The following is a 26763-nucleotide window of genomic DNA, read 5'->3' as shown; positions in this document are numbered from 1 at the left end:
CCGCAGTCGCGGACGCGCCGAAGGCTGCCGTCCTCGCAGGGGCCTTCGAGACCCTGCCCTCCGCCGCATTCGACGGCGCACGAAGCTGACCCTTCCCGGATCGTCCGGCGGACCCCGCAGGGGGAGGGTCGGCCCGACCGAGGGGTCCCGTCAACGGTTTCGAACCTACGGGAAGACACCATGGCCAAGACGGCCTTCGTGCGGACCAAGCCGCACCTCAACATCGGCACCATGGGTCACGTCGACCACGGCAAGACCACCCTGACCGCCGCCATCACCAAGGTGCTCGCCGAGCGCGGTGGCGCCTCCTTCGTGCCCTTCGACCGCATCGACCGGGCCCCCGAGGAGGCCCGCCGCGGCATCACCATCAACCTCACCCACGTCGAGTACGAGACGGACACCCGCCACTACGCCCACGTGGACATGCCCGGCCACGCCGACTACGTCAAGAACATGGTCACCGGCGCGGCGCAGCTCGACGGGGCGATCCTCGTCGTGTCCGCGCTGGACGGGGTCATGCCCCAGACCGCCGAGCACGTGCTCCTCGCCCGGCAGGTCGGCGTCGACCACATCGTGGTCGCGCTCAACAAGGCCGACGCCGGGGACCCCGAGCTGACCGACCTGGTCGAGCTGGAGGTCCGCGAACTGCTCCGCGCGCACGGCTACGGCGGCGACACCGCGCCGGTCGTACGGGTCTCCGGGCTGCGGGCCCTGGAGGGGGACCCGCGGTGGACGGGGGCGATCCAGGCGCTGCTGGACGCGGTGGACACCTACGTGCCGACGCCCGAGCGGTACACGGACGCGCCGTTCCTGCTGCCGGTGGAGAACGTGCTCACCATCACCGGCCGCGGCACCGTCGTCACCGGCGCCGTCGAGCGCGGCACCGTCCGCCTCGGCGACCGCGTCGGCCTGCTGGGCGGGGAAGGAGCCTGCGGCCCCGTCGTGGTGACGGGGCTGGAGACCTTCGGCAAGCCGATGGAGTCCGCGCAGGCCGGCGACAACGTCGCGCTGCTGCTGCGCGGGGTCCGCCGCGACCAGGTGCGCCGCGGCGACGTGGTGGCCGCGCCCGGCAGCGTGACGCCCAGGCGGCGCTTCACCGCGCGGGTCTACGTGCTCTCCGCGCGCGAGGGCGGCCGTACCACCCCGGTCGCCACCGGCTACCGGCCGCAGTTCTACATCCGCACCGCCGACGTGGTGGGGGACGTGGACCTGGGCGTGGCCGGCGTGGCCGGGCCGGGGGAGACGGTCACCATGACCGTGGAACTAGGGCGGGACGTCCCGCTGGAGTCCGGGCTGGGGTTCGCGATCCGCGAGGGCGGGCGGACCGTCGGCTCGGGCACGGTGACCGCCGTGCTCGGCTGATCCGCGGCCCCGGGGAAGTCCGACCCCGCCGTGGTGGCGGCGGTCCGCCTGCGCGAGACTGCCGTCACCACAGGCAGGCGCGGAGGGGCGGGCGGACATGGGCGGCGGAACGGCACTGGTGCTCGGCGGCGGGGGACTGACCGGCGTGGGCTGGGAGAGCGGCATCCTCTACGGCCTCGCCCGTGCGGGGGTGGACCTGGCGAGCGCCGACCTCGTCGTCGGCACCTCGGCGGGGTCGGTGGTCGGCGCCCAGCTCCGCTCCGGGCTGCTCACCCCCCAGGAGCTGTACGAACGCCAGCTCGGCGACGCCTCCGGGGAGAGCGCCGCCAAGATGGGGGCGGGCGTCATCGCCCGGTACGCACTGGCGATGGCCCGCTCCCGCACGGACGCGACCGCGTACCGCCGGCGGGTGGCAGCCATGGCCCTGGCCGCGGACACGGGCCCCGAGGAGGACCGCCGCGCGGTGCTGGCGGCCCGGCTGGTCTCGCACGAGTGGCCCGACCGGAGGCTCGTCGTCACCGCGGTGGACGCGCTCACCGGTGAGCTCGAGGCCTTCGACCGGGAGAGCGGGATCGGGCTGGTCGACGCGGTCGCGGCGAGCTGCGCCGTACCCGGGGTGTGGCCGCCCGCGACGGTCGGCGGACGCCGCTACATCGACGGCGGGATCCGCTCCGCCACCAACGCCGACCTCGCCGCCGGCCACGCCCGGGTGGTGATCATCGCGCCGATCGCGCTCGGCTCCGGGCTGGTCCCCTCACCCGCGGCGCAGGCCGCGAAGCTCAGGGCGCAGGGCGCCGAGGTGCTGCTGATCACCCCGTCCCCGACGGCCCGCAAGGAGTTCGGGCGCAACGTCCTGGACCCCGCGCGGCGGGCACCGGCCGCGCGGGCCGGGCTGGCGCAGGCCGCCGCGCACGCGGCCGAGGCGGCCGCCGTCTGGTCGGCCTGACAATGGATCGGTGAGCGACGAGCAGATCCCGGTGATCCGGGACGTGGACCAGGGCACCGCCAAGCTGATGCCGGACGTGGACCGGGAGCGGGCCTGGCTGCTGACCGTCGACGGGGCGCCGCAGTCGTACGTGGACCTCGACGATCCGGAGCACCTGGAATTCGAGTACGTGCGCCGCCTCGCGCACGTCCTGGACTGCGTGGCGGAGCCGGGGCTCGGGCTGGACCTCCTGCACCTGGGCGGAGGCGCCCTGACCCTGCCCCGCTACGCGGCGGCGACGAGGGCGGGGTCCCGGCAGACGGTGGTGGAGTTCGACGCAGGCCTGGTGGGACTGGTCGCCGAACACCTGCCCCTGGCGGCGGGGTCGGGAGTCACCGTGCACGCCGCCGACGCCCGGGCCTGGCTGGCGGCGGCGCCCGCCGCGAGCGCGGACGTGGTCGTGGCCGACGTGTTCGGCGGTTCCCGGGTGCCGGCCCAGCTGACGTCGGTGGAGTACGCGCGACAGGCGGCGCGGGTGCTGAGGCCCGGCGGCCTGTACGCGGCGAACCTGGCCGACGGGGCGCCCTTCGACTTCCTGCGGGCGCAGCTGGCCAACTTCGGCGCGGCGTTCGGGCAGCTCGCGCTGATCGCGGAGCCGGCGGTGCTGCGGGGGCGGCGGTTCGGCAACGCGGTGCTCCTGGCGTCCGACGCCCCGCTGGAGGTGGCCGCGCTCGCCCGGCGGTGCGCGGCGGACCCGTTCCCGGCGCGGGTGGAGTACGGCGCCGCCCTGGCGCGGTTCATGCGGGGGGCGCGGCCCGTGCCCGACGCGCAGGCCGCTCCGTCCCCGGCTCCGCCGAAGGGTGCGTTCAGCCTCGGGTGAGCGTCCAGCGCCGGGCGGGCACGGCGGCCCCGGACCTCACGGGAGGGGGACCGCCGGCGGGGCCGCGGTGGTGGCGGCCGGGGCGGAGCCCCCGGGGGACGGCAGCACGGCCGTGTGCTTGCGCTCCCGGCGCGTCAGCCGACGGACGTCCGGGATGAGCAGGACCAGGGCGGTGGCCACGACCACCAGGGCCGCGCAGCCCCACAGGGCGTTGGTGCGGCCGAAGGCGGACTCGGCCGGTCCGGCGAGGGCGGTGGCCAGCGGGAGCATCGACACCGAGCCGAACCAATCGTAGGCGGAGACCCGGGAGAACTTCTCCTCCGGGATCTCCTGGTGCATCGCCGTCATCCAGTTCACGCCGAAGACCTCGATGGCCAGACCGCTGACCAGCATCACCAGGCACAGACCCCACACGGGGAGCGGCACGGCCAGGCCGGCCGACGGCAGGGCCAGCGGGAACACGCACAGGGTTCCCACCAGCAGCAGCCGGCGCGGCTTCCACGCCACCATCAGGACGGCGCCCGCGATGGTGCCCGCGCCGAAGAACGCCAGGGCCAGTCCCCAGGGCGCCGGCCCGCCCAGCCGGTCCCGGGCGACGAGCGGACCGTAGACGGCCTCCGCGGCGCCGACGACGGCGACCACCACGGAGAACTGGAGCACGATGCCCCACAGCCACGGGCGGGTCCGGAACTCCACCCAGCCCTCGCGGAGGTCGGCCAGCAGGCCGCCGCCGGGGCCCCGGTCGGGGACGTGGCTGACGTCGAGGAAGGCCCGCAGGGCGCCAGCGACGGCGAAGGCGGCGGCGTCGACGGCCAGGACCCAGCCGGGTCCGATCGCGGCGATCATCGCCCCGCCGAGGGCCGCGCCCCCGATGCCCGCGCCGTTCATCGCCATGCGGAAGAGTGCGAAGGCGCGGTTGGCGTGCTCGCCCGAGACGGTGGACAGCAGCATGCCCTCGGCCGCCGGGTTGAAGAAGGCCGTACCGGTGCCGCACAGCGCGGTCAGCAGCATCATCTGCCACAGCTGGGGGTCACCGGTGAGGACGAGCAGGGCGAACGCGGCCTGGGACAGGCAGTTGAGCGCGTTGGCCGCGACCATCACGCGGTGGCGCGGCAGCCGGTCGGCGAGCGCGCCGCCGATGAGCAGGAACAGGACGAGGGGCAGGGTGCGGGCGGCCGCGACCAGGCCGACGTCGGAGCCGGATCCGCCGGCCTCCAGCACCGCGAAGGCGGCCGCGATGAGTGCTCCGTGGCTGCCGAGGTTCGTCACGACCGCGGCACCCGTCAGCAGCGTGTAGTTGCGGCCGGCCCAGGCGGGCCGACGGCTGTGCGCGGGCGTGCGGGGCGGGCTGGACGGGGCGGCGGGGGGAGAACTCACCCAGGGACTATCCCCGCCCCGGGCCGAGAATCCAAACGGATTGCCGGCCCGGGGAGAGCGGGGAGGGGGATCGGCGGGAGAAGGGGGCCGGTCAGCCGGTCGACAGACGGACGGTGCTGAGGATCTTCTCCATCGTTTCCTTGCTGACCTCGTCCGGGACTCCGGCGGCGCTGTAGAGGATCCAGCTCGCGAAGTCACCCTTGGCGTTCTTGAAGGCGAAGGCGATGGACTTGCCGTCGGAGTCGCACTTGCTGTCCTTCGCGAGGCCGCTCACCGTCGCGGTCGCCATGTGCCCCTTGAGGCCGGAGGCGCTGGTGTACTCCTTGGCCTCGGAGATCTTGGTGACCTCGATGGGGTGCGGCTGACCGTAGGCCCCGTACGCCCAGCTGCCGGCCGCGTTGCGGGAGAGCTCGGCGGTGTCCTTGGCGCCCTGGCCGCCCTTGGTGCCGGTGCCGGCCAGGGACGTGGTCTCCTCACGGCCGTCCTTGTTGGAGTCGACCTTGCACCAGTCCTCCTTGAGGTAGGCCGGCGCGGACATCGTGACGAACGGCGACCCGTCCTTCTTCGCCTCGTCCTCGAAGCCGATGGCCGTGCCCGAGCTCAGCACGTTCCACTCCGGCGGGACCTCGAAGGCGGTGCCGTGCTTGGGGTTGACCACCACCTTCCACCCCGGGACGGTCGGCTTCGCGTCACCCTCGGCCCGCGGGTTCGGGCTGCTGCCCGCCGGGGCGGGCGCGACCGGAGCCGAGGCGGAGGCGGAGGGCTTGTCGTCGGCCTCGTCGGTCTTCTTGTCGTCCCGCGTCAGGACGAAGGCGCCGGTCGCGGCGGCCGCCACGACCACCGCGGCCGCGGCGACGATGGCCACGGTCTTCGTCTGGAACGGGCTCCCGCCGCCGCCCGGCTGCCGCTGGGGCGCCTGGGGCGGCTGGGGCTGCCCCCACTGCTGGCCGGGAACGGTCGGGGGCTGCTGGTACCCGGGCTGCTGCTGCGGGTAGCCGTACCCGGGCTGCTGCTGGTACGGGTTCGGCTGCCCCGACGGCTGCTGGTAGGGGTTCTGGTGCGCGTCCTGGGGGTTCTGCTCGCCCCCGGGCGGCTGCTGCTGTCCTGGCCACATGGCCGGTAACGATAGTGGGAGGGGGAGCGGCGAGCCACGCCCGCCCCCGTGCCGGCTCTGGTCAAGCCCTACTACTCGTGGGTAACATCGCGTGCCATGAGCGCAGATCAGATGAACGTGGGCGAACTGCTCGCCGCGACCGTGCCGATGGCCCGGACCCTGAACCTCCAGTTCCTGGAGACCACCCCCGAGCGTGCGGTCGTCCGCCTCCCGGATCAGCCCGACTTCCACAACCACGTCGGCGGCCCGCACGCGGGGGCCATGTTCACCCTCGCCGAGTCCGCGAGCGGCGCGATCGTCCTGGCCGCCTTCGGCGACCAGCTCTCGCGCGCGGTACCCCTCGCGGTCAAGGCCGAGATCGGATACAAGAAGCTCGCCAAGGGCGTCGTGACCGCCACCGCCACCCTGGGCCGCCCGGCGGCGGAGGTCGTGGCCGAACTCGACGCGGGCGGCCGCCCCGAATTCCCGGTCACCGTCGCCATCCAGCGCGAGGACGAGGCCGTGACCGGGGAAATGACCGTCGTGTGGACGCTGCGCCCCCACGCCTGAGCCTCCCCGGCCCTCGGGGCCGGTGGCGGGCGCCGTGCGGACGGTGCGCATCGATCCCGGCGCCCGCCCGGCCGGCCGGCGGAACCGGGCCGGAGGCCGGCGGCGCGCCGCCGCAGGGCTGAAACCGGCCGGAGCGGTGGCGCGTCCCGCCCGGGGCCGCGGACGGCGCGGCGCACAGTGGGTCGCGGGAGCGGTCGGCGCGGGCCGCTCCCCCTGCCCCCGGCTTCCTTCCGGGGGCGCCCCAGCCACCGGGAGCGCCCATGAGCGAGGCCGTGTCCAGACGTTCCGCGATGCGGCTGCTCGCCCTGGTGGGTCTGGGCGCCGGCGGCTGCGTCGCCACCGTGCCGCCGGGCGTCCACCCGCGGACCGGCCCCCCGCCGGGACCGCCCGGCGAGGCCGCCGCACCCGCGAGCGCCGCCCGGATCGACTCGCTCCTGGAGCGGCTCACCCTCGAGGAGAAGACCGCCCTGCTGCACGGCGCCCGGGACCCGGCCCCCCTCGGCCAGGCCGGCTACCTCCCCGGCGTCCCGCGCCTCGGCATCCCGGCGCTGCGCCTGGCCGACGGGCCCGCCGGCGTACGGGTCGCCCGTACCGCCACCGCGCTGCCCGCGCCGGTCCTGCTCGCCTCCGCCTTCGACCCCGCGCTGGCCCGCGAGTACGGCCGCGTCCTGGGCCGCGAGGGCCGCGCACTGGGCCAGGACGTCCTCCTCGCGCCCACCGCCAACCTCATCCGCACCCCCTACGGCGGCCGCAACTTCGAGGCGTTCGCCGAGGACCCGCGGCTCACCGCCGACCTCGTCGCCGAAGTGGTCAGCGGGATCCAGGACGAAGGGCTGATCGCCGCGGTCAAGCACTTCGCACTCGGCAACCAGGAGCACGGCCGGGACACCGTCGACGTCGTCGCCGCCGAGCGGACCCTGCACGAGACCGAGCTACGGGGCTTCGAGGGAGCCGTCGCCGCCGGCGCGGGCGCGGTGACGGGCGCGTACAACAAGGTCAACGGCGTCCACGCCTGCGAGAGCAGACCCCTGCTCGACGACGTGCTGCGCGGCGCCTGGGGGTTCGAGGGCTGGGCCCTGTCCGACCGGGGCGCCACCCACGGCACCGTCGCCGCCATCGGCGCCGGACTCGACATGGAGATGTCCGGCGGCGCCCACTTCGGCGACCCGCTGCGCGAAGCCGTGCGCGCCGGCTCCGTCCCCGAAGGCGCCGTCGACCTCGCCGTGCGCCGGGTCCTGCGCACCATGGACCGTTTCGGGCTGCTGGCCGCCCCGCCCGCCGCCCGCCCCGCGCGCGAGGCGGCCGCCGGGGCGCGCACCGCCCGCAAGGTGGCCGCCGCCGGCGCGGTGCTGCTGCGCAACGAGCGCGCCACCCTGCCGCTGACCGGCGCCGCCGCCCGCTCGATCGCCGTGATCGGGCCGACCGGCCGGGTGCCCTTCGTCGGCGGGGGCGGCAGGGCCCACGTGGTCCCCGAGGGGGCGCCCTCGCCGCTCGCCGCCATCCGCCGGCGCGCCGGGAGCGGCTCGGCCGTGCGCCACGCCCTCGGCGAGGACCTCTACGGCCGGGCCCTGCCCCCGGCCCTGCTGACGCCCTCCACCGCGCTGGACGACCGGGCCGTGGACGCCGGGCACGACTGGCGGTACGAGGGCGGGTTCCGGCTCGCGGCGGACGACGAGTGGACCCTCCTCCTCCACTACACCGGACAGCGGCCCGACGTGCGCCTCGACGGGCAGGAGCTCTTCCCCCTCCGGCACGGTCCCGCCGAGGTCTTCGCGGGGGCCCTGCTCGGCTCCGCGCCCGACGGGATGACCGTGCGGCGGCGCACGCTGGCCCTCGGAGCGGGCGTCCACCGGCTCGCCGTGACCGCCCGGGGCGGGGCGAGGGGCCAGCGGTTCCGGCTGCGGCACACCACCAAGGCCACCCGCGCCGCGGACCTCGCCGAGGCGGTGAAGGCAGCGAAGGCGGCCCGCAGCGTCGTGCTGTTCGCCTACGAGGACGCCACCGGGGGCAGCGACCGGACCACGCTGGCGCTGCCCGGCGGGCAGGCCGCGCTGATCGAGGCGGTCGCCGCCGCGAACCCGCGCACCACGGTCGTGCTCAACACCTCGTCGAGCACGACCATGCCGTGGCTGGCGCGGACCGGAGCGGTGCTCCAGATGTACTACCCCGGTCAGGAGGGCGCGGGCGCCACCGCCGACATCCTCTTCGGGGACGTCGACCCGGGCGGCCGGCTCACCCAGACCTTCCCGGCCGACGAGCGGGCCACGCCCGTGGCCGGGGACCCGCTGCGCTACCCGGGCGTGGGCGGCCGGCAGGAGTACGCCGAGGGCGTGCACGTCGGCCACCGGTGGTACGACGCCCAGCGGGTGGCCCCGCTGTTCCCCTTCGGCCACGGCCTGTCCTACACCACCTGGCGCTACGAGAGGCTGACGGTCCGGCCGGGCGCCGTGAAGGGGGAGCCGGACGGGCTGCGCGTGGAGTTCACCGTCCGCAACACCGGTCGCCGCAAGGGCACGGAGGTGGCGCAGGTGTACGTGGGCCCGTCCCCCGAGCTCGCACTGGACCAGCCGGTGCGCACCCTGGCCGGCTACCGGCGGGTGACCCTTGCGCCGGGGGAGTCGCAGCGGGTCGTCATCGACGTGGACGCCCGGACCCTGTCGTCGTGGGACCCCGCGCGCCGGGCCTGGGTGCTGGGTTCCGGCCGCCGCGAGGTGTTCGCCGGTCGTTCGTCGCGTGACCTGCCTCTGAGGTCAAGGGCGGTGGCGGGGAGCCGATAGGCTGCCCGTCCGGCGTGTCACAGGGGGCGCGCCGGGGACGATTCTGGAGGACGTACCGGTGCACATCCAGGAATGGCTGGAGACGATTCCGGCGGTCAGCATCTATCTCCTCGTGGGCCTGGTCATCGGGCTGGAGAGCCTCGGCATCCCGCTGCCGGGCGAGATCATCCTGGTCAGCTCGGCCCTCCTCGCCTCACAGCACGGGGAGATCGACCCCGTGGTGCTGGCGCTCTGCGCGATCACCGGGGCCATCGTGGGCGACTCGATCGGCTACGCGATCGGGCGCAGGGGAGGCAAGCCCCTGCTGGAGAAGCTCGGCCGGCGCTTCCCCAAGCACTTCGGGCCGGACCAGGTGGCGCTGGCGGAACGCTCCTTCGAGCGGTGGGGCATGTGGGCCGTCTTCTTCGGGCGGTTCGTGGCCCTGCTGCGGATCTTCGCCGGACCGCTCGCGGGCGTGCTGCACATGCCGTACTGGAGGTTCCTGACGGCGAACATCCTCGGCGGCATCCTCTGGGCCGGCGGCACCACGGCCGTCATCTACTCGGTCGGCGTCGTCGCCGAACCGTGGCTGAAGCGGTTCTCCTGGCTGGCGCTGGGCCTGGCCGTGGTGTTCGGCGTCGCGGTGACGCTGGTGGTGCGCAGCCGGATGAAGAAGGCGGCCGCCGGGGCGCCGGCCGCCGGCGCCGCGGACGCCGCGCAGATCCCCGAACAGCCGGCGGCCCGGGTGACCGTCGGCGAATGACGCCGACGGAGCGGGCCGCCGGACCGGCCGGCCGGCATGATCCGGAGGAACCCCCTAGACCTCGGGGGTGACCGAGGCCCGGTGCTGCCTGGCCAGTTCCCCGTACATCTGCGCGTTGAGGCTGATGTGCTCGCGCTCCTCGTCCGTCAGCGCGCGCCGCACCTTGGCCGGGACGCCCGCGACCAGCGAGCCGGGCGGCACCACCATGCCCTGCGGGACCAGCGCCTGCGCGGCCACCAGCGAGCCGGCGCCGATCACCGCTCCGTTCAGGACGGTGGCGCCCATGCCGATCAGGCAGTCGTCCTCGACGGTACAGCCGTGCACCACGGCGTTGTGGCCGATGGAGACGCGCTGCCCGATGGACACCGGAAAGCCCGGATCCACGTGGATCGTGCAGTTGTCCTGCACGTTGCTGTCCGCGCCGAGCGTGATCGGGCCGCAGTCGGCGCGCAGCACCGCCGAATACCAGACGCTCGCGCCGGCGGCCAGGGTGACCTCACCGACGACGACGGAGGTGGGGGCGGCGAAGGCGGTCGGGTCGACGGACGGCTGCCGGCCGCCCACGGCCGCGATGAGTGCCTGGCCCTGCGTCGCGTGCTGCGTCATGATCTCTTCCTCTGTTCTGCGGATACCGCGCCAACGGCACGGTAGGGCACGCGTCCCGTCCGCCCCGCGATGGGGTGAAGATCACAGGATCGGTGCCCGGAGGACCGGGTCCCGGCGGACTACCGTGGCCGGGTGCCGAAGAACCAGAACACGTTCTCCTCTCTGACGGCCCTGCGCCGCCGGCTGGCGAGCCGCGCGGTCCACGCCGGCTGGCGCTGGATGCAGCGGGCCGGCGCGGTCACCGCGCAGGCGCCGGGGGGACTGCGGTTCGGCGCGATCGGGCCGGCCACCCGGCTCGCCTTCCCCCAGGGCACCGTCTTCGGGGAGCCGTGGATCCGGCTCGGCGACCACTGCATCATCGGTGAGCGGGTCACCCTCACCGCCGGGATGATGCCGGACCTCGACCTCGGCACGGAGCCGATGCTCGTCCTCGGCAACGGGGTGGTGATCGGCCGAGACAGCCACGTGATCGCCGACGCCCCGATTCGCATCGGCGACGACACCTTCTGCGGCCCCGGGGTGTACATCACCTCCACCAACCACAGTTACGACGATCCGCACGAGCCCGTCGGACGGCAGTGGCCGCGCAGCGCGCCGGTGGTGATCGGCCCGGGCTGCTGGCTGGGCACGGGAGCGGTGATCCTCCCGGGCGCGCGGCTGGGCCGCAACGTCGTGGTGGCCGCGGGGGCCGTCGTGCGCGGTGAGGTCCCGGACCACGCCGTCGTGGCCGGCGCCCCGGCCCGCGTGGTCCGGCGCTGGGAGCCGGAGACCGGCTGGCAGCCGCCCCTGCGCACGCCCGCGCCGGTGCCCATCCCCGACGGCACGACCCCGGAGCAACTGCGCGACCTGGCGGAGCTGACGCGGGCCGAGCTGGCGGAGATCGAGCAGGCGGGGGCGGAGCAGGTGGCAGCCGAGCAGGCGCGGGCCGGGAGCGACACGGTCGCTCCCGGCCCGCGTACCGCCGTGCGGGAGACCTGACTCACAACGAGGGGATCTCGATCGCCGGGCAGCGGTCCATGACCATGCTCAGTCCGGCCTCGCGGGTGCGCGCGAAGGCGGCCTCGTCGATCACGCCCAGCTGGAACCAGACGGCCTGCGCGCCCACGGCCACCGCCTGGTCGGCCACCGCACCCGCCAGCTCGCTGTTGACGAAGACGTCCACCACGTCGACCTTGAAGGGGATCTCCTCCAGCGAGGCGTACCCCGGCTCCCCGTGCACCGTCTCCGCCTTGGGGTGCACGGGCACCACGCGCTTGCCGAACCGCTGCAGGACGCGCGCCACTCCGTAGGCCGCCCGGTCCCGGTTGTTCGACAGGCCCACCACCGCCCAGGTGTCGCCCAGTTCCGTGAGGATCGTGCGGATGGTCGCCGGATCGCCGTACACGTGTGCCGCCTCTGCTGGTCAGGCCCTGCTCTTCGGGCCGTACTGTCGGTGCTGTGCCTCGTGGTCAACCGGGGAGGCGCCGGTCCGATTCCCCGCCCCCCGCCCGCCGGGCCGGCCCCCCGGAGGCGGCTCCGCCTCGCCTTAGGGTGGAGCGGTGAAGGCAGACCAGTACGTGACGGTGTCCCGCGAGGGCGTGCACGAGTCCGAGATCAACCGCTCCCGCTTCCTGTGCTCGCTCGCGCCCGCCGCGACCGAGCAGGAGGCGCAGGACTTCGTCGCGCGCGTCCGCAAGGAGCACCCCGCCGCCACGCACAACTGCTTCGCCTACGTGATCGGCGCAGACGCCGCCGTCCAGAAGGCCAGCGACGACGGCGAGCCGGGCGGCACCGCCGGGGTGCCCATGCTGCAGATGCTCATGCGCCGGGACGTCCGCTACGCGGTCGCCGTCGTCACCCGCTACTACGGCGGCGTGAAACTCGGTGCCGGCGGCCTCATCCGGGCCTACGGAGGAGTCGTCGGCGAAGCCCTCGACGCGCTCGGCACCGTCACCCGGCGCCGCTACCGGCTGGCCACCGTCACCGTCGACCACCAGCGCGCCGGCAAGACCCAGAACGACCTGCGCGCCACCGGCCGGACCGTGGTGGACCTGCGCTACGGGGCCGCGGTCGAGATCGAGGTCGCCCTCCCCGAGGCGGATCTGCCCGCTTTCGAGTCCTGGCTCGCCGACAGCACGGCGGGCAGCGCCACCCTCACGCTCGGCGGAGAGACGTACGCGCCCTGAGGGGCGGGCCGGACGGGTTAGCGTAGAGGGGTTCACGAGCGGGAGACCACCAGGGGGAGACGGTATGTGCGGCGAGGCCGACGCGTGAAGTTCCTGCACACCTCCGACTGGCACCTCGGCCGGTCCTTCCACCGCGTCAGCCTGCTCGGCGCCCAGGCCGCCTTCGTCGACCACCTCGTCGAGACCGTCCGCACGCACGCGGTCGACGCCGTCCTCGTCGCCGGGGACGTCTACGACCGGGCCGTGCCCCCGCTGCCCGCCGTCGAGCTGTACGACCGGACGCTGCACCGGCTCGCCGAGCTCGGGGTGCCCACCGTGATGATCTCCGGGAACCACGACTCCGCCCGCCGCCTCGGAGTCGGGGCCCGGCTGATCGACCGGGCCGGGATCCACCTGCGGACCGATCCGGCCGGCTGCGCCGACCCGGTCGTACTGGCCGACGTGCACGGCGAGGTGGCGCTCTACGGCCTGCCCTACCTCGAACCCGCGCTGGTCAAGGACCAGTTCGGCGCCGAGAAGGTGAGCCACGAAGCCGTGCTGGGCGCGGCCATGGACCGGATCCGGGCCGACCTCGCCGCCCGCGCGCCCGGCACCCGCTCCATCGTCCTCGCCCACGCCTTCGTCACCGGCGGGCAGGCCAGCGACAGCGAGCGGGACATCTCCGTCGGCGGGGTCGAGGCCGTGCCCGCCTCCGTCTTCGACGGGGTCGACTACGCCGCCCTCGGCCACCTCCACGGCTGCCAGACGATCACCGAACGGGTGCGCTACTCCGGTTCCCCGCTCGCCTACTCCTTCTCCGAGGCCGACCACCGCAAGACGATGTGGCTGGTCGAACTGGGCGCCGAGGGCGAGATCGCCGCAGCGGAGCGGATCGACACCCCCGTACCGCGCCCCCTCGCCCGGCTGCGCGGCCCGCTGGAAGACCTGCTGGAGGACCCGGCGCACGCCCGGCACGAGGAGTCCTGGGTCGAAGCCGTCCTCACCGACCCGGTCCGCCCCGACGACCCCATGGCCCGGCTCGCCGCCCGTTTCCCGCACGCCCTCAGCCTGGCCTTCGACCCGGAGGGCCGCGAGGAGCAGTCCGCCACCTCCTACGCCCAGCGGCTCAAGGGCCGCAGCGACCAGGAGATCGCCGAGGACTTCGTCGCCCACGTGCGCGGCGGCCACCCGGACGAGGCCGAACGGGCCGTCCTGCAAGGCGCCTTCGACGAGGTGCGCGCCGACGACAGCCGCCAGGAGACCCACCGATGAGGCTCCACCGGCTCAGGATCACGGCCTTCGGCCCCTTCGCCGAACCCCAGGAGGTCGACTTCGACGCGCTCTCCGGCGCCGGGATCTTCCTGCTGCACGGCCCCACCGGCGCCGGCAAGACCTCCGTCTTGGACGCCGTCTGCTACGCCCTCTACGGTTCCGTCCCCGGCGCCCGCCAGGCCCCCGGCACCAGTCTGCGCAGCGACCACGCGGCCCCCGGCAACCCGACCGAGGTCACCCTCGAACTCACGGTGGGCGGCCACCGCCTGGAGATCACCCGGCGGCCCGAGCAGGACCGCCCCAAGAAGCGCGGCACCGGCACCACCAAGGACAAGGCGCAGAGCCTGCTGCGCGAGCACACCGCCGGGGAGTGGCAGCCGCTCAGCCGCTCCCACCAGGAGATCGGCGAGGAGATCGAGCAGCTGCTCGGCATGAGCCGCGAGCAGTTCTGCCAGGTGGTCCTCCTGCCGCAGGGCGAGTTCGCACGCTTCCTGCGCGCCGACGAAGGGGCGCGCGGCCGGCTCCTCGGCCGGCTCTTCGACACCCGCCGGTTCGCGGCCGTCGAGACCCTGCTCGGCGACCGCCGCCGCGCCGCCGAGGCCCGGGTGCGCGCCGGCGACGAGAAGGTCCTGCACACCGCGCAGCGGCTCGCCCAGGCCGCCGGGAACTGTGCGGACCTCACGGCCTGGCCGCTGCCCCGGCACCAGCCCGGCGACCCCGGTCTCGCCGAAGCCGTCCGGATCTGGGCGGCCGTCGCCCGCTGCTCCGCGCGCGAGCGGCTGACCGTGGCCGAGTACGCGCTCGCCGCCGTCGAAGGCCGGCACGCCGCCGCCCGGCGCGCAGCCGAGGAGGCGCGCGAGCTGGACCGGCTCCAGCGGCGGCACGCGGAGACCGCCCGCCGGGCCGCCGTGCTCGCCGAGGCGGCCCCCGAGCGGGAACGCGTGCGCGCACTGCTGGACCGGGCCCGCCGCGGCGCCCTGGTGGCCCCCGCCCTGGAACTGCGCGGTGCCGCCTCCGCCGGCCACCTCGCCGCCGCACACGCCGAGGCGGCCGCCCGCGCCGCGCTCCCCGCGTCGCTGAAGGAGGCCGGCGCCGAGCAACTGGCCACCGAGGAGCAGCGGCTGCGTGAGGAGCTGGGCGCCCTCGGCGCCGCCCACCGCGCCGAGCAGCGCAGTGCCGAGATCGGCCGCGAGCGCGCCGACCTGGAGCGGGAGGCCAGGGCCGCCGAGGAGCAGCACCGGGAGTCCGCCGACTGGCTGGAGCGCTGGGAGGAGACCCGGGCCGCCCTGCGGGCCCGCGTGGACGCCGCCCAGCAGTCCGCGACCCTGGCCGAGCAGCTCGCGGGCCGGCTGGAACCCGCCCGGCTCCAGCTGAACGCCGCGCGGCGGCGCGACGAGCTGGCCGCCGCCGCGCAGCGCGCCGCGGACGAACTGCTGCTGGTGCGCGGGGAGTCGGCCGCCGCCCGGGAGCGCTGGCTGGAGCTCAAGGAGGCCCGGCTCCGCGGCATCGCCGCCGAGCTCGCCGAGGCGCTGGTGGCGGGCGAGGCATGCGCCGTCTGCGGATCCCCGGAGCATCCCGCTCCGGCCCGCCCGGCCCCGGGCCACGTCGACCGGGCCGCCGAGGACTCCGCCCACGCCCGCTTCGAGCAGGCCGAGCAGGCCAAGGCCGCCGTCGAGCGCCGGCTGGCCGCCGACGAGCAGGCCCGCGCCGAGGCGGCGACCGCCGCCGGCGACGCCACCACCGCCGAACTCCTCGCCCTGACCGCGGACCTGAGCTCACGGCACGCCGCCGCGCACGCCGCGGCCGCCGGCCTGCACGCGGCCCGCGAACGCCTCGCCCGCGCCGAGCGGGAGCACGCGGTGCGCAGCGCCGACCGGCTCGACGCCGAACGCCGGGCCGCCGCCCGGGCCTCCCACCGCGAGCAGCTCGACCGGGAGCAGGCCGCGCTGGAGGCGCAGCTCGCCCTGGTGCGGGCCGACGCGCCGACCGTCGCGGCCCGCGTCCGGATCCTGGAGGACCGGGTGCGCATGGTCTCGGGCGCGGCATCCGCGCTGCGCCGGGCCGAGACCACCGCCGCCCGGCTGAAGGAGGCCGACGACCAGCTCGCCGACGCCGCCTTCAAGGCCGGCTTCGACACCGTCGAGGAGGCCGCCGACGCAGTGCTGCCCGAATACGAACGCACCGCGCTCCAGCGCCGGATGGACGCCTGGCAGGCGGAGGAAGCCATGCTGGCGGACCGCCTCGGCGAAACCGACACGGCCGCGGCGGCAGCCCTGCCCCCGGCCGCACCGGAGCAGGCCGAGGCGTACGCCGCCCAGGCCGCGGCGAAGCTTCGTACCGCCGGGTCCGCCTTCGACGCCGCCCGGGTCCGCTGCGCGGAGCTGGACCGGCTGTCCCGCCAGGCCGAACAGGAACTGCGCGCCCTGGGTCCGCTGCGCGAGGCCTACGAACGGGTGGCCCGGCTGGCCGGGCTCACCGCCGGCACCTCCGCCGACAACGAGCGCAGGATGCGGCTGGAGGCGTACGTCCTGGCCGCCCGCCTGGAGCAGGTCGCCGCCGCCGCGACGGTACGGCTGCTGCGCATGTCCGGCGGCCGCTACACCCTGGTCCACTCCGACGCGCGGACGGGCGGACGGGGCCGCTCCGGTCTCGGACTGCACGTGGTCGACGCCTGGACCGGCAGCGAACGCGACACCGCGACCCTCTCGGGCGGTGAGACCTTCTTCGCCTCCCTGGCCCTCGCGCTGGGCCTGGCCGACGTGGTCACCGACGAGACGGGCGGCATGCGCCTGGACACCCTCTTCATCGACGAGGGGTTCGGCAGCCTCGACGACCAGGCGCTGGACGAGGTGCTCGACGTGCTGGACTCGCTGCGCGAACGGGACCGCAGCGTCGGCATCGTCAGCCACGTGGCCGATCTGCGCACCCGGGTGCAGGCCCAGCTGGAGATCGTCAAGCAGCGCGGCGGCTCGGTGGTGCGCCACCGCACCCCGGCGCTCAGGGACTGAGCGGCCTGCGGGGGAGCGGCGAGGAGTACACGATGCTGGTGGTCACCGCGCCCAGGCCGGAGATCCGGCCGGTGACCTCCTCCAGGTGCCCCATCGAGCGGGCGGCGACCTTGAGCACGAAGCAGTCGTCACCGGTGACGTGATGGGCCTCCAGGATCTCCGGGGTCGCGTCGAGGAAGTCGTGGAACGGCTTGTAGTTGCCGTGCGGATACCGCAGCCGCACCAGGGCGAGGATCGCCTTGCCGAGCTTCTCCGGGTCCACCACGGCGGTGTAGCCGGTGATCACGCCCGACTCCTCGAGGCGGCGGACCCGCTCGGTGACGGCGCTCGCGGACATCGACACGGAGCGGGCGAGCTCGGTGAAGCTCGCCCGGCCGTCCCGCTGGAGGGCTTCGAGGATCCGCCAGTCGGTGGCGTCGGGGGAATGATCGGTCATATCGCAGAAGTAGCAGGGTATTCCCCGGCGGCGCAAGGAGAAGGCCGGGGAAACTCACTTCCACGGGCCTTCGACGGATCGTAGATTTCCAGCCATGACGACGACACGGAACACCCCGACCGCGACCGCCGCCAACCCTGTCCTGCGGGTGGCCCCCGCCTCCCCGGCCGCGGCCGCCGCCTACTTCGCGGCGAGCCTCGCCTTCCACGCCGATGTGTCGGACGTCGCCGCCGCGTTCAAGGCCCACCGTGAGCAGGGCGCCGAGCTCGGGTTCCAGCTGGTCGACTCCCGTTCCACGCCCTCCTGGGACCAGGCGCACGTCCCCGGCGCCGTCCACCTGCCCACCGCCCTCATCCCCGACCAGGCCGAGCTGCTCCTCGACAGGAACGTCCCCGTGGTCACCTACTGCTGGGGCCCGGGCTGCAACGGGGGCGCCCGCTCCGCACTGGCGCTCGCCGAACTCGGCTTCCGGGTCAAGGAGATGCTGGGCGGCATCGAGTACTGGATCCGGGAGGGCTTCGAGGTCGAGACCTGGCAGGGCGGTCAGCGGCGCGCCGAGGCCGACCCGCTGACCGCCCCCACCGACTCGGACGACTGCGGCTGCTGAACCGTCCCCGATGCGGAAGCGGGCCGCACTCCCCGGAGGAGTACGGCCCGCTGGTGCCGGGCGGGTGCGGCCCGGGGCGGTCAGAGCCTGGAGAGCTCGTCCACCAGGTCGTCCAGCCCCAGCGAACCCTGCGACAGGGCCGCCATGTGCCAGGCCTTCAGGTCGAAGGAATCACCGTGCGCCGCCCGGGCGTTGTCCCGGCCCAGCAGCCAGGCGCGCTCGCCGAGCTTGTACCCGATCGCCTGCCCCGGCATCGACAGGTAGCGGGTCAACTCGCTCTCGACGAAGTCCGCCGGCCGACCGCTGTGCAGGCCGAAGAACTCCTGCGCGAGGTCCGGGGTCCACCTCTCGCCCGGGCGGAACGGCGAGTCGGCCGGGATCTCCAGGCCGAGGTGCATGCCGATGTCCACGATCACCCGCGCCGCGCGCATCATCTGGCAGTCCAGGTACCCCAGGCGCTGCTCGGCGTCCTTGAGGTAGCCCAGTTCGTCCATCAGGCGCTCCGCGTACAGCGCCCAGCCCTCGGCGTTGGCGCTGACGATGCCGACGGTCGCCTGGTAGCGCGAAAGCTGGTCCGCCACGTGCGTCCACTGCGCGAGCTGCAGGTGGTGGCCCGGCACGCCCTCGTGGTACCAGGTGGAGACCAGGTCGTACACGGGGAACCGGGTCTGGCCCATGGTGGGCAGCCAGGTGCGGCCGGGACGGGAGAAGTCCTCCGACGGGGAGGTGTAGTACGGCGCCGCGGCGCCCCCCGGCGGGGCGATCCGCGACTCCACCCTCCGCACCCGCTCGGCGAGTTCGAAGTGGGTGCCGTCCAGGTTCTCGATCGCCTCGTCCATGAGCCCCTGGAGCCAGGCACGCACCTCGTCCACGCCTTCGATGTGCGTGCCGTGCTCGTCGAGGTGGCGCAGCGCGTCCCAGGGACCGGCGCCGGGCAGGATCTTGGCCGCCTCGGTCTTCATCTCGGCGAGCAGCCGGTGGTACTCCGACCAGCCGTAGGCGTACGCCTCGTCCAGGTCCAGGTCGGTACCGTTGAAGTACCGGGACCAGCGCGCGTACCGCTCGCGGCCGACGGTGTCCGGCTTGTCCTCGACGGCCGGTGCGTACACCGACGCCATCCAGTCGCGCAGGTCGGCCACGGAGGCGGTCGCGGCGGCCGCCGCCCCGTCCAGCTCGGTGCGCAGGGCGTCGGGGCCGGCGGAGGCGAACTCCTCGAAGAAGGCGGGCTCGTTGCCGTCCTGGCCGGCCCAGGAGGTGAGCTGGCCGATCATGGTCGCGGTGGCGCGCGGGCCGCCGTACAGCCCGCGCCGCAGGCCCAGCTCCAGGCTCTCGCGGTAGCCGGCGAGCGCGGCCGGTACGGCGCGCAGCCGCTCGGCGATGGCCGCCCAGTCCGCGTCGGTGTCGGCCGGGGTCAGGGTGAAGACCTCGCGGACGGCGTGCACGGGGCTGTGGATGTTGCTGACCGCGCACAGGTCCTCGTCGGCCTCGTGGACGGCGAGTTCGGCGGTGAGGCGCTCGCGCAGCAGACGGGCGCAACGGCGCTCGGCGTCGCTGTCCGCGCCGGGGAGCCGCTCGGCCGCGTCCAGGCGGGCGAGGGTGGTGCGCGAGAGCTCGGCGACGGCCGCGCGGCCGGCCGGCGAGAAGTCCGGGAGCCTGCCCGAGCTCGCGGCGACACCGAGGTAGGTACCGGTGATCGGGTCGAGGGCGATCAGGTCGTCGACGTACGCGTCGGCCACCTGGCGGGGCAGCCTGGTGTCGCTGCCGTGGTGGAGGGTCTCTGACATGGGGACATCTTCGTATGCGCGACCGCGTCGCGTCATCACCGTTTGACGCCAGCCTGCTGACGGGAACGGCGGATCAGCGCGCCGGCGGGGCGGTGCGGGTGGGCTGGTCCGCGCTGGTCTGCGCTGGTCCGCGTGCCTGGTTCGCGTCACCCGGTGCGGGCGACGCGGACCAGGGCCGGTCGGCGTGAGGCGTCTGCTCAGGTGCAGGTGCAGGTGCAGGTGCAGGTGCCAGGAGTCGAACGTCAGGCGTGTGGCGTCAGTGCCAGGGGTGCGGGTTCTGCTGTGTACGCGGGAGTTCGGACCGGACGGCGTACGAGGACCGGGAGTCCGCCGGGGCGGCGTCCAGTCGGGCGGTGATCACCAGCGTGCCCTCCTCGATCTGGTAGTCGAGGGGCAGGCCGAGCCCGCGCATGGCGGCGACCATGCCCGTGTTGGAGGCCCGGGTCACGGCGTACACGCTGTCGCAACCGGCCTCGACGGCCAGGGCGATGAGCCGGCGCAGCAGCTCGGAGCCGATGCCGCGGCGCTGCCATTCGTCCTCGATCAGCAGTGCGACCTCGGTCTCGTCCCCGTCCCACAACAGGTGGCCGAGGGCGACGAGCTTGCCGGAGGCGGTGGTCGCGGCGAGGGTGCGGCCGAAGCGGGGGCTCAGCAGGTGGCCGAGGTAGGCGTCGGCGTCGGCGACGGGGCCGTGGTAGCGCAGGCCGAGCGTGCGCTCGGAGCAGCGGTCGTGCATCGCGCGTGCGGCACCCTGGTCGGCGGCGTCGGCGCGGCGCACGGTGATCTCGTTGCCCTCGGGCAGGGTCAGGACGTCCTGGCTGCGGGGCACGCGGGGGCCGAGGCGGGCGTCGAGCTCGACCAGGGCGCGGGCGCGGGCGAACTCGGTCGGGGTGAACGGCAGGTAGGGCCGCTCCACCGTGATCGCGCCGCCCGAGGGGTCGCGCAGCCGCATGACCGTCGCCTCCAGGACCCCTTCGACCGGGGCGTCGGCGGCGGAGTTGGGGCGGCCGGACAGGGTGGTCGGGGGGATGGAGTGGATGGTGCAGCGGCCCAGCAGTTGGCGCAGCGCGAGCGGCAGCTCGGCGGCGTCGAGGGCGGTCCGGGTGGCCAGGCCCAGGACGCGGGCCGGGGTGTCGACCAGGTCGTGGGTGTCGGCGCGCTCGATCCACGTGCTGTGGCCGCCGGCCCGGGCGACCGCCCGGGTGAGGTCGCCGGAGGGCAGCAGTTGCGGGGCGCGCAGCAGGAACTCGTCCACGGTGCCGCCCTCGGGCAGCGGGTGCGTCTGGAGGGTGAGGATGTCGACGCCGCTGCGGGCGAGGGCGGTGCACACCGCGGCCAGCGAGCCGGGCTCGTCGCGGACGGTGGTGCGCATCCGCCACAGGGCGGAGGTGGCTGCGGCAGCGCCGGGGGCGGAGTCCCGGGACACGGTCGGATCGCCGGGGGCTGTGGCGTCCGGCGGCGGCGCATGGCTGTGGCGCCTGGCCCACCAGGTGTGGAAGGCAGCCGTGACCAGCAGCGCGACGGCCGAGGCGACCAGCAGCACCGGTCCGCGCGGGCCGTGCACGACGAGATTGGCGATGGCGTCGGCGACCGCGACGGCGCAGAAGAGCGCGGCGAGCTCGACGAGATCGCGGCGCCAGTGGTGGCGGTGGGGACGCTGGGCTGAGGTAACACGACGGTCCGTCATACCGACCACTGTGGCGCAGGGGTGTTGCGTGATCACGAACGGTCTGTGACCGACTGGTTAAGTGTCCATCTGGCTGATTTCATCCGGTTTTCCGGGCCGCGGCGGGGGCTGTGGAGGCGGGCGGGTGGGGCAGTGGGTGGGGAGCGTGGGTCGTGCGGGCAGGTGGGCGGGTGGATGGGTTGGGTGGATGGGTTGAGGTGGCGGCGGGCGTGGTCCGGCGGTCGCCGGCCACGTGGCCGGGCCGCGGCGTCCTGGCGGACAGGGCCGCGCGGCCCGGCCGGGTTGCCCACGCCGACGGCGACTCAGGCGGGTGTGCGTGCCGCCGCGCTGCGGGCCGTGTCCAGGACGACCCGGGCGACCAGTGCGGGATCGTCGCTCATCGGCACGTGGCCGCAGCCCGGCAGCCGTACCAGCCGGGCACCGGGAAGGGTGTGCTTGGCGCGCACCCCCTGGCGGCGCAGGAGCAGCCGGTCGCGGGTGCCCCAGGCGATGGTGACCGGCAGGCCGGGCACGTCCTCGGTGAACCGTACGGAACCCCCTGCGGCCAGCGTCTTCTCGAAGCCGGTGGCGTGGCGCAGGGCCAGCGTCTCGGCGACCACGGCGTCCGGTGAACGGCGCGCCGGGCGGGCGTAGATGGTGCCGGTGAGGGCGGCCCGGCCCGCCGGGGCCTGCGAGAGCCGGTCCAGCAGGGGGCGGGGGAGCACCTTGGCTCCGGCGCGCATCGCGAGGAGGGTGGCGAACGCGTACCGGCGCTCCCCTTCGGTCCAGAAGCCGGCGGGGGAGAGGGCCGTGACCGAGCGGGCCAGACCGATCCGGCCCATTTCGAGCGCCAGCAGGCCGCCGAGGGAGTTGCCCGCGACGTGCGGGCGCTCGACGCCGAGCGCCGTGCACAGCGCTCCGAGGGCGGGGGCGACAGTGTCCAGGTCGTACGGGGTCCCCTCGGGCAGCGGCTGCGAAACACCGAAGCCGGGCAGGTCGACGGCGATCACGTCGTGTTCGGCGGCCAGGATGTCGGCAACCGGGTGCCAGGCCTGGAGGTGGTGGCCGATGCCGTGCAGGAGGAGGAGCGGCTCGCCCGTCCCCTTGCGTTCGTAGGCGACGGTCACGGTGCGGGGGCCGAGCGGCGAATCGATGGTGAACGAGACCGTGGCGGTCATGCTGCTCCTCGTCGGTGGACGCGTACGAGACAGACTGTCAGTAGTACCCACCGCCATGATTACCGCCCAGTAGCCCTTGACTACAAGCCTTCGGCGCTGCCCGTGTGCACGAGAACATCCCGTGAACGGCGTGGTGCCGAGGCTCGGTCTGCCCGGCGAAGGGCCGAGCATTGGTCTTGACCAAGGGGGTGCGCCGTCCTATCGTCGCTGGATAGTGCAGGAACCTTTAATAAACAAGGGCGCGGAACTGCCGCTGGAACACAACGTGAGTGCGGCGATGGCAGGAGGATTCAGGGTGGGGACCACGCAGCTCGAAACGGTGCCGGAGCCGAAGTACTGGCACCTCAAGACCGTCCTCAGCGAAGCGCTCGACCAGGACTTCGCCGTCGGCGAGGTGCTGCCCAACGAACGTGAGCTGGCCGCCCGTTTCGGAGTCGCGCGCGCGACCCTGCGTCAGGCGCTGGAGCAGCTCGAGCTCGAAGGCCGTCTGCAGCGGCGCCGTGGTGTCGGTACCACGGTGGCCCCGCCGCGCGTCGGTGTCGCCGTGGGCAATGCGCGGCACGGCTGGCCCGGCGAGGAGGTCGACGGCTGGGAGCCGGTCGACGCGGCCGAGGGGCTGCCGTCGGCCGCCGTCCTCAAGCTGCTCGGTGCGGGCGGTGCGGGCGGTGCGGGCGGTGCCCTCGATGCCGACCAGCCCGTCCACACGGTCCGCCGGACGCGCGTCACCCACGGCCAGGTCGTCGCCGCCGAGCTGCTCTACGTCCCGGCCGCCTCCGTACCGGGACTCCCCGCCATCGAGGCCCCGAGCGGACCCGCCCGTGCCCGCGCCGTCCTGCGTGAACTGCAGCGGCTGGCGCTGGACGGCCAGGACCGCTCGGTGGAGCTCGGCTCCGCCCGGGCCGACGACGCCAAGGAGCTCGACCGTCTGCCGGGCGCCCCGGTCCTGCTGGTCACCACGCGCTACTTCACCGCGGCGGGCACAGCCGCGGTCTCGGTGGCCACCTACCGCGCCGACACCTGCCGCCTGACCTTCGGGGACTCGGGCGACGTCGAGATCACCCACGAACCGCGCGTCGCGTCCTGAAGCCCCGCCGTCGTCACCGGCCCGGCCCCGAAAGAAAGGGGCCGGTCCGGTCACGTGCGTCCGGACAGTCTTCCGGGCGCCCGCCGCGGACCGGCTCCGACCGCCCGGCGGGGCGTCAGCGGCGGCGGGTCGTGACCGTCTTCTCCACCGCGAACAGCTCTTCCTCGACGTGGTCCAGAGCGAACCGCAGCGCACCCGTGGCCACCGCGGCCTCGCCCAGCATGGACAGCGCCACCCGCGGTGGACGCAGGCAGTAGCGCTGAAGCTCCTGGCGCAAGGGGTCCAGCACCCCGTCCAGGCCGGCCGCCCAGCCGCCGACGACGACGAGCTCCGGATCCATCGCCAGGACCAGCGCCGCCACGTCGTGGACCAGTCGCTGGATGAACCGCTGTACGGCGGCGACCGCATGCTCGTCGCCCCGCCGGGCCATCGCGAAGACCTCGGCGACCGCGGGCTCGTCCAGCGGGTGCAGCGGCTCGCCGGTGGTGGAGAGCAGCTTCTCGGGGGTGACCTCCCGGCCCAGCAGGTGCAGGGCGCCGATCTCACCCGCCGCTCCGCCGAAGCCGCGGTGCAGTCGGCCGCCGATGAGCGAACCGGCGCCGGGGCTGAGACCCGCCATCACGAACACCATGTCGTCGGTGTCCCGCGCGGCGCCCTTCCAGTGTTCGGCGACCGCCGCCGCATTGGCGTCGTTCTCCACCTGCACCGGGCAACGGAAGGAGCGCCGGAGCCGGTCACCGAGCGGCAGGCCGGTCCAGCCGGGCAGCGCCGTGCCGAGCCGGACGGTGCCGTCCGCCTCCACGATCCCCGGACTGCCCACGCCGACCGCCCGCAGCGAGTCACGCGGCACTCCCGCCCGGCGCAGCAGATCCGCGACTGCCGCCCGGACCCGGTCCAGCCGTTCGTCGGCCGAGGCCCCCTCGGCGACATCCTTGGTGCCGGCGCCGATGACGCGCCCGTCCAACCCGGACAGCAGGACCGCGACCCGGTGGGAGCCGATCTCGATGCCCAGCAGGTGGCCGGCCTCAGCCCGGAACCGGAACCTCCGTGCGGGGCGCCCCTGCCGTCGCGCGCCTTCCTCCGCATCGGCCTCAACGACGAGCCCGGTCCCGATCAGCCCTTCGACGACTCCCTCGACGGTCGGCCGGGAAAGCCCGGTGACCCGGGTGAGGTCGGTGAGGGTCGGCGACTGCGCCGCGCGCAGTGCCCGAAGCACCACGGCGGAGTTGATCCGCCGGAGCAGGGAGGGGTCCCCGCCGGTCAGCTGCCCCAACGTGTGTCCTCCCAGCAAGCGAGCCTGTCAGCCGGATCGTACTGCGCACCCCTCACAGCCGCGAGAAGCGGCCCCCATCAGCGCGAACGTGGTACCTCCTCTCAGGCCGGGGCGACGAAGCCCGACTCGTACGCCGCGATCACCGCCTGGGTCCGGTCCCGTGCGCCCAGCTTGGCCAGGATCGCGCTCACATGGGACTTCACCGTCTCCGCACCGATGATCAACTCGCCCGCGATCTCCACATTGGTCAGGCCCCGCGCCATGAGCCGCAACACCGACTCTTCCCGCTCGGTCAGCGCCGCCCGCTCCAGCACGGCCCTGGCCTGCCGGTTGCCGTACTCCGCGGCGAGCGCCCGCACGGCGGCCGGGAAGAGCAGCGTCTCGCCCTCCGCCACCAGCCGAACGGCGTGCACGATCTCCGAAGGCCGCGCCCGCTTGAGCAGGAACCCGTCCGCGCCGGCCCGCAGCGCCTGGTAGACGTACTCGTCGTTCTCGAAGGTCGTCACGACGAGGATCTTCGGCGGCGAGTCCACCGTCCGCAGGACCACCCGGGTCGCCTCGATCCCGTCCAGCAGCGGCATCCGCACATCCATGGCCACCACATCGGGCCGCAGTTGCCGGACGAGTGGCACGACCGACGCGCCGTCGGCCGCCTCACCCACCACCTCGATGTCGGGCTGGGCTTCCAGCACGGCGCGCAGACCCGCGCGCACCAGGGGTTCGTCGTCGACGAGCAGTACGGTAACCGGCATCCGGTCAGCGTATTCGCTCCAGCGGAAGCCGGGCGCGCACTCTCCAGTTGCCCTCGTGCGGACCGGTCTCGGCCTCCCCTCCCAGCAGTGCGGCACGCTCCCGCATCCCGCGCAGACCGCCGCCCCTCCCCGTCACCAGCACCGGACCGTCCGGCAGCGGGTTGAGCACCTCCAGATCCAGCCGCCCGACCGCCGCCTCGATCCGCACCCGGACCGGTACCGGACCGCAGTGCCGCAGCACATTGGTCAGTGCCTCCTGAAGGATCCGGTACCCCTCACGGGTGACAGGCCCCGGCAACTGCTCCAGCGGACCGAACAGTTCGGCGTCCACCGCGGAGCCGGAGGCGCGCGCCGACTCCAGCAACCGGTCGGCGTCGGCCAGGGTCGGCCGTTGCGAGGGCGGTTGCGCGGACTCCCGGAGCACCAGCAGCACCCGCTCCAGGTCCTCCATCGCGGCCCGGCCGGTCTCCTCGATCGCGCACAGGGCCCGCTCGGTGAATTCCGGATCCCCGGCAGCACGGGCGGCCCCCGCCTGGACGACCGCCACCGTCAGCGCGTGGCCGATCGAGTCGTGCAACTCGCGTGCGATCCGCGCCCGCTCCAGCAGCTGTTCGGTACGCGCCTCGAGCGCGCTGAGCCGCTCGGCGGCCGAAGGCCCCAGGAGGCGGGCGGCGATGGCGGTGACAGCATCACCCAGCAGGACCACCACGACCAGCAGCAGGGCCACCGGCACCGGCACGAGCAGGACGGCCGCCCAGCGGGGTGGAACGAACGGCAGGATCACATCGTCCCCGCCCAGCGGCCGCCCTGCCCCGATGAGGGCGAGCTCCAACGTCATCATCGGCAGCCACACGGTGGCCAGGATCGCCCCGCCCGCCAGCAGGAGACGTATCTCCAGCCACGCGACCGTCCGCCAGCGGTCCCCCCACCGGGCCGACGGCGCCGTGCTGATGGAGCCGTCGTGACCGCCGCGCTCGTGCGGGGTCAGCAGGAACTGCGCCTGCAGCCCTTCGGCCACCCGGACCCACGGGATGAGCCCGAAGGGCGCGACGATCAGGGCAGGCATCCACGGCCACGCCGGCTCTATGAACATCCATATGGACACGATGAGGATGGGCACGAGCAGGTGCAGCCAGCGGGTGTACGTGATCCCGCGGAGGGGAGCACGGAGCAGTCGGTACATGTCCTCATCGTGGCAGCCGGCCCTCGGGTGGCGGCTCCCCCGTG

At 74.6% G+C, this 26763-nt stretch carries 23 protein-coding genes; 12 read left to right on the top strand and 11 right to left on the bottom strand.

All coding sequences use genetic code 11. The annotated features are described in order from the left end of the window. Nucleotides 1-180 precede the first annotated feature (180 nt). The 3 genes from tuf to AC07FY_RS27485 all read left to right on the top strand — a co-directional run bounded on the left by tuf (nucleotide 181) and on the right by AC07FY_RS27485 (nucleotide 3167). The gene (gene tuf, locus AC07FY_RS27495) at nucleotides 181-1362 is read left to right on the top strand and encodes an elongation factor Tu (protein ID WP_479011233.1); all 1182 of its coding nucleotides are present in this window, start codon (nucleotides 181-183) and stop codon (nucleotides 1360-1362) included. Between the two features lie 97 nt (nucleotides 1363-1459). Then, nucleotides 1460-2308, top strand: a complete 849-nt coding sequence (locus AC07FY_RS27490; RefSeq protein WP_479011231.1) for a patatin-like phospholipase family protein — start codon at nucleotides 1460-1462, stop codon at nucleotides 2306-2308. A 67-nt stretch (nucleotides 2309-2375) separates the two neighbouring features. Beyond that, on the top strand, nucleotides 2376-3167 hold the full coding sequence (locus tag AC07FY_RS27485) for a spermidine synthase (RefSeq protein ID WP_479011365.1): 792 nt from the start codon (nucleotides 2376-2378) through the stop codon (nucleotides 3165-3167). Nucleotides 3168-3203: 36 nt separating this feature from the next. On the opposite strand, the gene AC07FY_RS27480 is transcribed toward AC07FY_RS27485, so the two are convergent. Next, the gene (locus AC07FY_RS27480; RefSeq protein ID WP_479011228.1) at nucleotides 3204-4544 is read right to left on the bottom strand and encodes an MFS transporter; all 1341 of its coding nucleotides are present in this window, start codon (nucleotides 4542-4544) and stop codon (nucleotides 3204-3206) included. A gap of 91 nt (nucleotides 4545-4635) precedes the next feature. Next, nucleotides 4636-5658 (bottom strand): DUF8017 domain-containing protein, encoded by a 1023-nt coding sequence (locus tag AC07FY_RS27475; RefSeq protein WP_479011225.1) that lies wholly within the window; start codon nucleotides 5656-5658, stop codon nucleotides 4636-4638. Between the two features lie 96 nt (nucleotides 5659-5754). Here AC07FY_RS27475 and AC07FY_RS27470 point away from each other — a divergent pair, with 96 nt between their 5' ends. The 3 genes from AC07FY_RS27470 (at nucleotide 5755) to AC07FY_RS27460 (ending at nucleotide 9726) form a co-directional block, all read left to right on the top strand. Next, nucleotides 5755-6207 (top strand): DUF4442 domain-containing protein, encoded by a 453-nt coding sequence (locus AC07FY_RS27470; RefSeq protein ID WP_479011222.1) that lies wholly within the window; start codon nucleotides 5755-5757, stop codon nucleotides 6205-6207. Nucleotides 6208-6467: 260 nt separating this feature from the next. Further along, nucleotides 6468-8984, top strand: a complete 2517-nt coding sequence (locus AC07FY_RS27465; RefSeq protein ID WP_479011219.1) for a beta-glucosidase — start codon at nucleotides 6468-6470, stop codon at nucleotides 8982-8984. A gap of 58 nt (nucleotides 8985-9042) precedes the next feature. Next, nucleotides 9043-9726 carry a DedA family protein gene (locus AC07FY_RS27460; RefSeq protein ID WP_479011216.1) on the top strand — a complete coding sequence of 228 codons (684 nt, stop codon included), beginning with the start codon at nucleotides 9043-9045 and terminating at the stop codon, nucleotides 9724-9726. 54 nt (nucleotides 9727-9780) lie between these two features. Here AC07FY_RS27460 and AC07FY_RS27455 read toward each other — a convergent pair whose 3' ends face one another. Then, entirely contained in the window at nucleotides 9781-10332 is a 552-nt protein-coding gene (locus AC07FY_RS27455) for a gamma carbonic anhydrase family protein (protein WP_479011213.1), read from the bottom strand. A gap of 132 nt (nucleotides 10333-10464) precedes the next feature. Between AC07FY_RS27455 and AC07FY_RS27450 the strand changes: the two genes are divergently transcribed. Next, nucleotides 10465-11310: an acyltransferase gene (locus tag AC07FY_RS27450; RefSeq protein WP_479011210.1), complete on the top strand. Its 846-nt coding sequence runs from the start codon at nucleotides 10465-10467 to the stop codon at nucleotides 11308-11310. 1 nt (nucleotide 11311) lies between these two features. Here AC07FY_RS27450 and AC07FY_RS27445 read toward each other — a convergent pair whose 3' ends face one another. Further along, on the bottom strand, nucleotides 11312-11716 hold the full coding sequence (locus AC07FY_RS27445; RefSeq protein WP_479011207.1) for a CoA-binding protein: 405 nt from the start codon (nucleotides 11714-11716) through the stop codon (nucleotides 11312-11314). 154 nt (nucleotides 11717-11870) lie between these two features. On the opposite strand from AC07FY_RS27445, the gene AC07FY_RS27440 reads away from it, so the two are divergent. The 3 genes from AC07FY_RS27440 (at nucleotide 11871) to AC07FY_RS27430 (ending at nucleotide 16756) form a co-directional block, all read left to right on the top strand. Beyond that, on the top strand, nucleotides 11871-12497 hold the full coding sequence (locus tag AC07FY_RS27440; RefSeq protein WP_479011204.1) for a YigZ family protein: 627 nt from the start codon (nucleotides 11871-11873) through the stop codon (nucleotides 12495-12497). 84 nt (nucleotides 12498-12581) lie between these two features. Beyond that, nucleotides 12582-13748 (top strand): exonuclease SbcCD subunit D, encoded by a 1167-nt coding sequence (locus tag AC07FY_RS27435; protein ID WP_479011201.1) that lies wholly within the window; start codon nucleotides 12582-12584, stop codon nucleotides 13746-13748. Then, a complete protein-coding gene (locus AC07FY_RS27430; RefSeq protein ID WP_479011198.1) occupies nucleotides 13745-16756 on the top strand; it encodes an AAA family ATPase in 3012 nt (1003 codons plus the stop codon). Before AC07FY_RS27435 ends, AC07FY_RS27430 begins: the two co-directional genes overlap by 4 nt. Here the strand turns inward: AC07FY_RS27430 and AC07FY_RS27425 are convergent. Next, entirely contained in the window at nucleotides 16746-17192 is a 447-nt protein-coding gene (locus AC07FY_RS27425; RefSeq protein WP_479011195.1) for an Lrp/AsnC family transcriptional regulator, read from the bottom strand. The two genes, AC07FY_RS27430 and AC07FY_RS27425, sit on opposite strands and share 11 nt — an antisense overlap. 94 nt (nucleotides 17193-17286) lie before the next feature. Here AC07FY_RS27425 and AC07FY_RS27420 point away from each other — a divergent pair, with 94 nt between their 5' ends. Further along, entirely contained in the window at nucleotides 17287-17799 is a 513-nt protein-coding gene (locus AC07FY_RS27420) for a rhodanese-like domain-containing protein (protein WP_479011192.1), read from the top strand. Between the two features lie 80 nt (nucleotides 17800-17879). Here AC07FY_RS27420 and AC07FY_RS27415 read toward each other — a convergent pair whose 3' ends face one another. The 3 genes from AC07FY_RS27415 to AC07FY_RS27405 all read right to left on the bottom strand — a co-directional run bounded on the left by AC07FY_RS27415 (nucleotide 17880) and on the right by AC07FY_RS27405 (nucleotide 22427). Further along, nucleotides 17880-19583: a DUF885 domain-containing protein gene (locus tag AC07FY_RS27415; protein WP_479011189.1), complete on the bottom strand. Its 1704-nt coding sequence runs from the start codon at nucleotides 19581-19583 to the stop codon at nucleotides 17880-17882. Between the two features lie 256 nt (nucleotides 19584-19839). Further along, the gene (locus tag AC07FY_RS27410) at nucleotides 19840-21270 is read right to left on the bottom strand and encodes a GNAT family N-acetyltransferase (RefSeq protein WP_479011186.1); all 1431 of its coding nucleotides are present in this window, start codon (nucleotides 21268-21270) and stop codon (nucleotides 19840-19842) included. Between the two features lie 302 nt (nucleotides 21271-21572). After that, complete coding sequence (locus tag AC07FY_RS27405) at nucleotides 21573-22427, bottom strand: alpha/beta fold hydrolase (protein WP_479011183.1); 855 nt, start codon at nucleotides 22425-22427, stop codon at nucleotides 21573-21575. Between the two features lie 295 nt (nucleotides 22428-22722). On the opposite strand from AC07FY_RS27405, the gene AC07FY_RS27400 reads away from it, so the two are divergent. Then, nucleotides 22723-23511: a GntR family transcriptional regulator gene (locus AC07FY_RS27400; protein ID WP_479011181.1), complete on the top strand. Its 789-nt coding sequence runs from the start codon at nucleotides 22723-22725 to the stop codon at nucleotides 23509-23511. A gap of 115 nt (nucleotides 23512-23626) precedes the next feature. On the opposite strand, the gene AC07FY_RS27395 is transcribed toward AC07FY_RS27400, so the two are convergent. The 3 genes from AC07FY_RS27395 to AC07FY_RS27385 form a co-directional block, all read right to left on the bottom strand. Then, on the bottom strand, nucleotides 23627-24784 hold the full coding sequence (locus tag AC07FY_RS27395) for an ROK family transcriptional regulator (protein ID WP_479011178.1): 1158 nt from the start codon (nucleotides 24782-24784) through the stop codon (nucleotides 23627-23629). A gap of 101 nt (nucleotides 24785-24885) precedes the next feature. Beyond that, complete coding sequence (locus tag AC07FY_RS27390) at nucleotides 24886-25536, bottom strand: response regulator (RefSeq protein WP_479011175.1); 651 nt, start codon at nucleotides 25534-25536, stop codon at nucleotides 24886-24888. 4 nt (nucleotides 25537-25540) lie between these two features. Continuing rightward, on the bottom strand, nucleotides 25541-26719 hold the full coding sequence (locus tag AC07FY_RS27385) for a sensor histidine kinase (protein ID WP_479011172.1): 1179 nt from the start codon (nucleotides 26717-26719) through the stop codon (nucleotides 25541-25543). Between the last annotated feature and the right edge of the window lie 44 nt (nucleotides 26720-26763).

The organism is Streptomyces sp. NPDC045967 (assembly GCF_056430495.1).
The sequence above is the reverse complement of the archived record's forward strand: the minus strand, read 5'-3'. Positions and strand labels throughout refer to the sequence as shown.

Bases quoted from the DNA above. Each gene is read 5' to 3' on its own strand.
- AC07FY_RS27415 (WP_479011189.1), bottom strand. From the start codon at position 19,583: ATGTCAGAGACCCTCCACCACGGCAGCGACACCAGGCTGCCCCGCCAG.
- AC07FY_RS27425 (WP_479011195.1), bottom strand. From the start codon at position 17,192: ATGACCGATCATTCCCCCGACGCCACCGACTGGCGGATCCTCGAAGCC.
- AC07FY_RS27410 (WP_479011186.1), bottom strand. From the start codon at position 21,270: ATGACGGACCGTCGTGTTACCTCAGCCCAGCGTCCCCACCGCCACCAC.
- AC07FY_RS27455 (WP_479011213.1), bottom strand. From the start codon at position 10,332: ATGACGCAGCACGCGACGCAGGGCCAGGCACTCATCGCGGCCGTGGGC.
- AC07FY_RS27475 (WP_479011225.1), bottom strand. From the start codon at position 5,658: ATGTGGCCAGGACAGCAGCAGCCGCCCGGGGGCGAGCAGAACCCCCAG.
- AC07FY_RS27490 (WP_479011231.1), top strand. From the start codon at position 1,460: ATGGGCGGCGGAACGGCACTGGTGCTCGGCGGCGGGGGACTGACCGGC.
- AC07FY_RS27430 (WP_479011198.1), top strand. From the start codon at position 13,745: ATGAGGCTCCACCGGCTCAGGATCACGGCCTTCGGCCCCTTCGCCGAA.
- AC07FY_RS27405 (WP_479011183.1), bottom strand. From the start codon at position 22,427: ATGACCGCCACGGTCTCGTTCACCATCGATTCGCCGCTCGGCCCCCGC.
- AC07FY_RS27390 (WP_479011175.1), bottom strand. From the start codon at position 25,536: ATGCCGGTTACCGTACTGCTCGTCGACGACGAACCCCTGGTGCGCGCG.
- AC07FY_RS27420 (WP_479011192.1), top strand. From the start codon at position 17,287: ATGACGACGACACGGAACACCCCGACCGCGACCGCCGCCAACCCTGTC.
- AC07FY_RS27470 (WP_479011222.1), top strand. From the start codon at position 5,755: ATGAGCGCAGATCAGATGAACGTGGGCGAACTGCTCGCCGCGACCGTG.
- AC07FY_RS27385 (WP_479011172.1), bottom strand. From the start codon at position 26,719: ATGTACCGACTGCTCCGTGCTCCCCTCCGCGGGATCACGTACACCCGC.
- AC07FY_RS27465 (WP_479011219.1), top strand. From the start codon at position 6,468: ATGAGCGAGGCCGTGTCCAGACGTTCCGCGATGCGGCTGCTCGCCCTG.
- AC07FY_RS27485 (WP_479011365.1), top strand. From the start codon at position 2,376: ATGCCGGACGTGGACCGGGAGCGGGCCTGGCTGCTGACCGTCGACGGG.
- tuf (WP_479011233.1), top strand. From the start codon at position 181: ATGGCCAAGACGGCCTTCGTGCGGACCAAGCCGCACCTCAACATCGGC.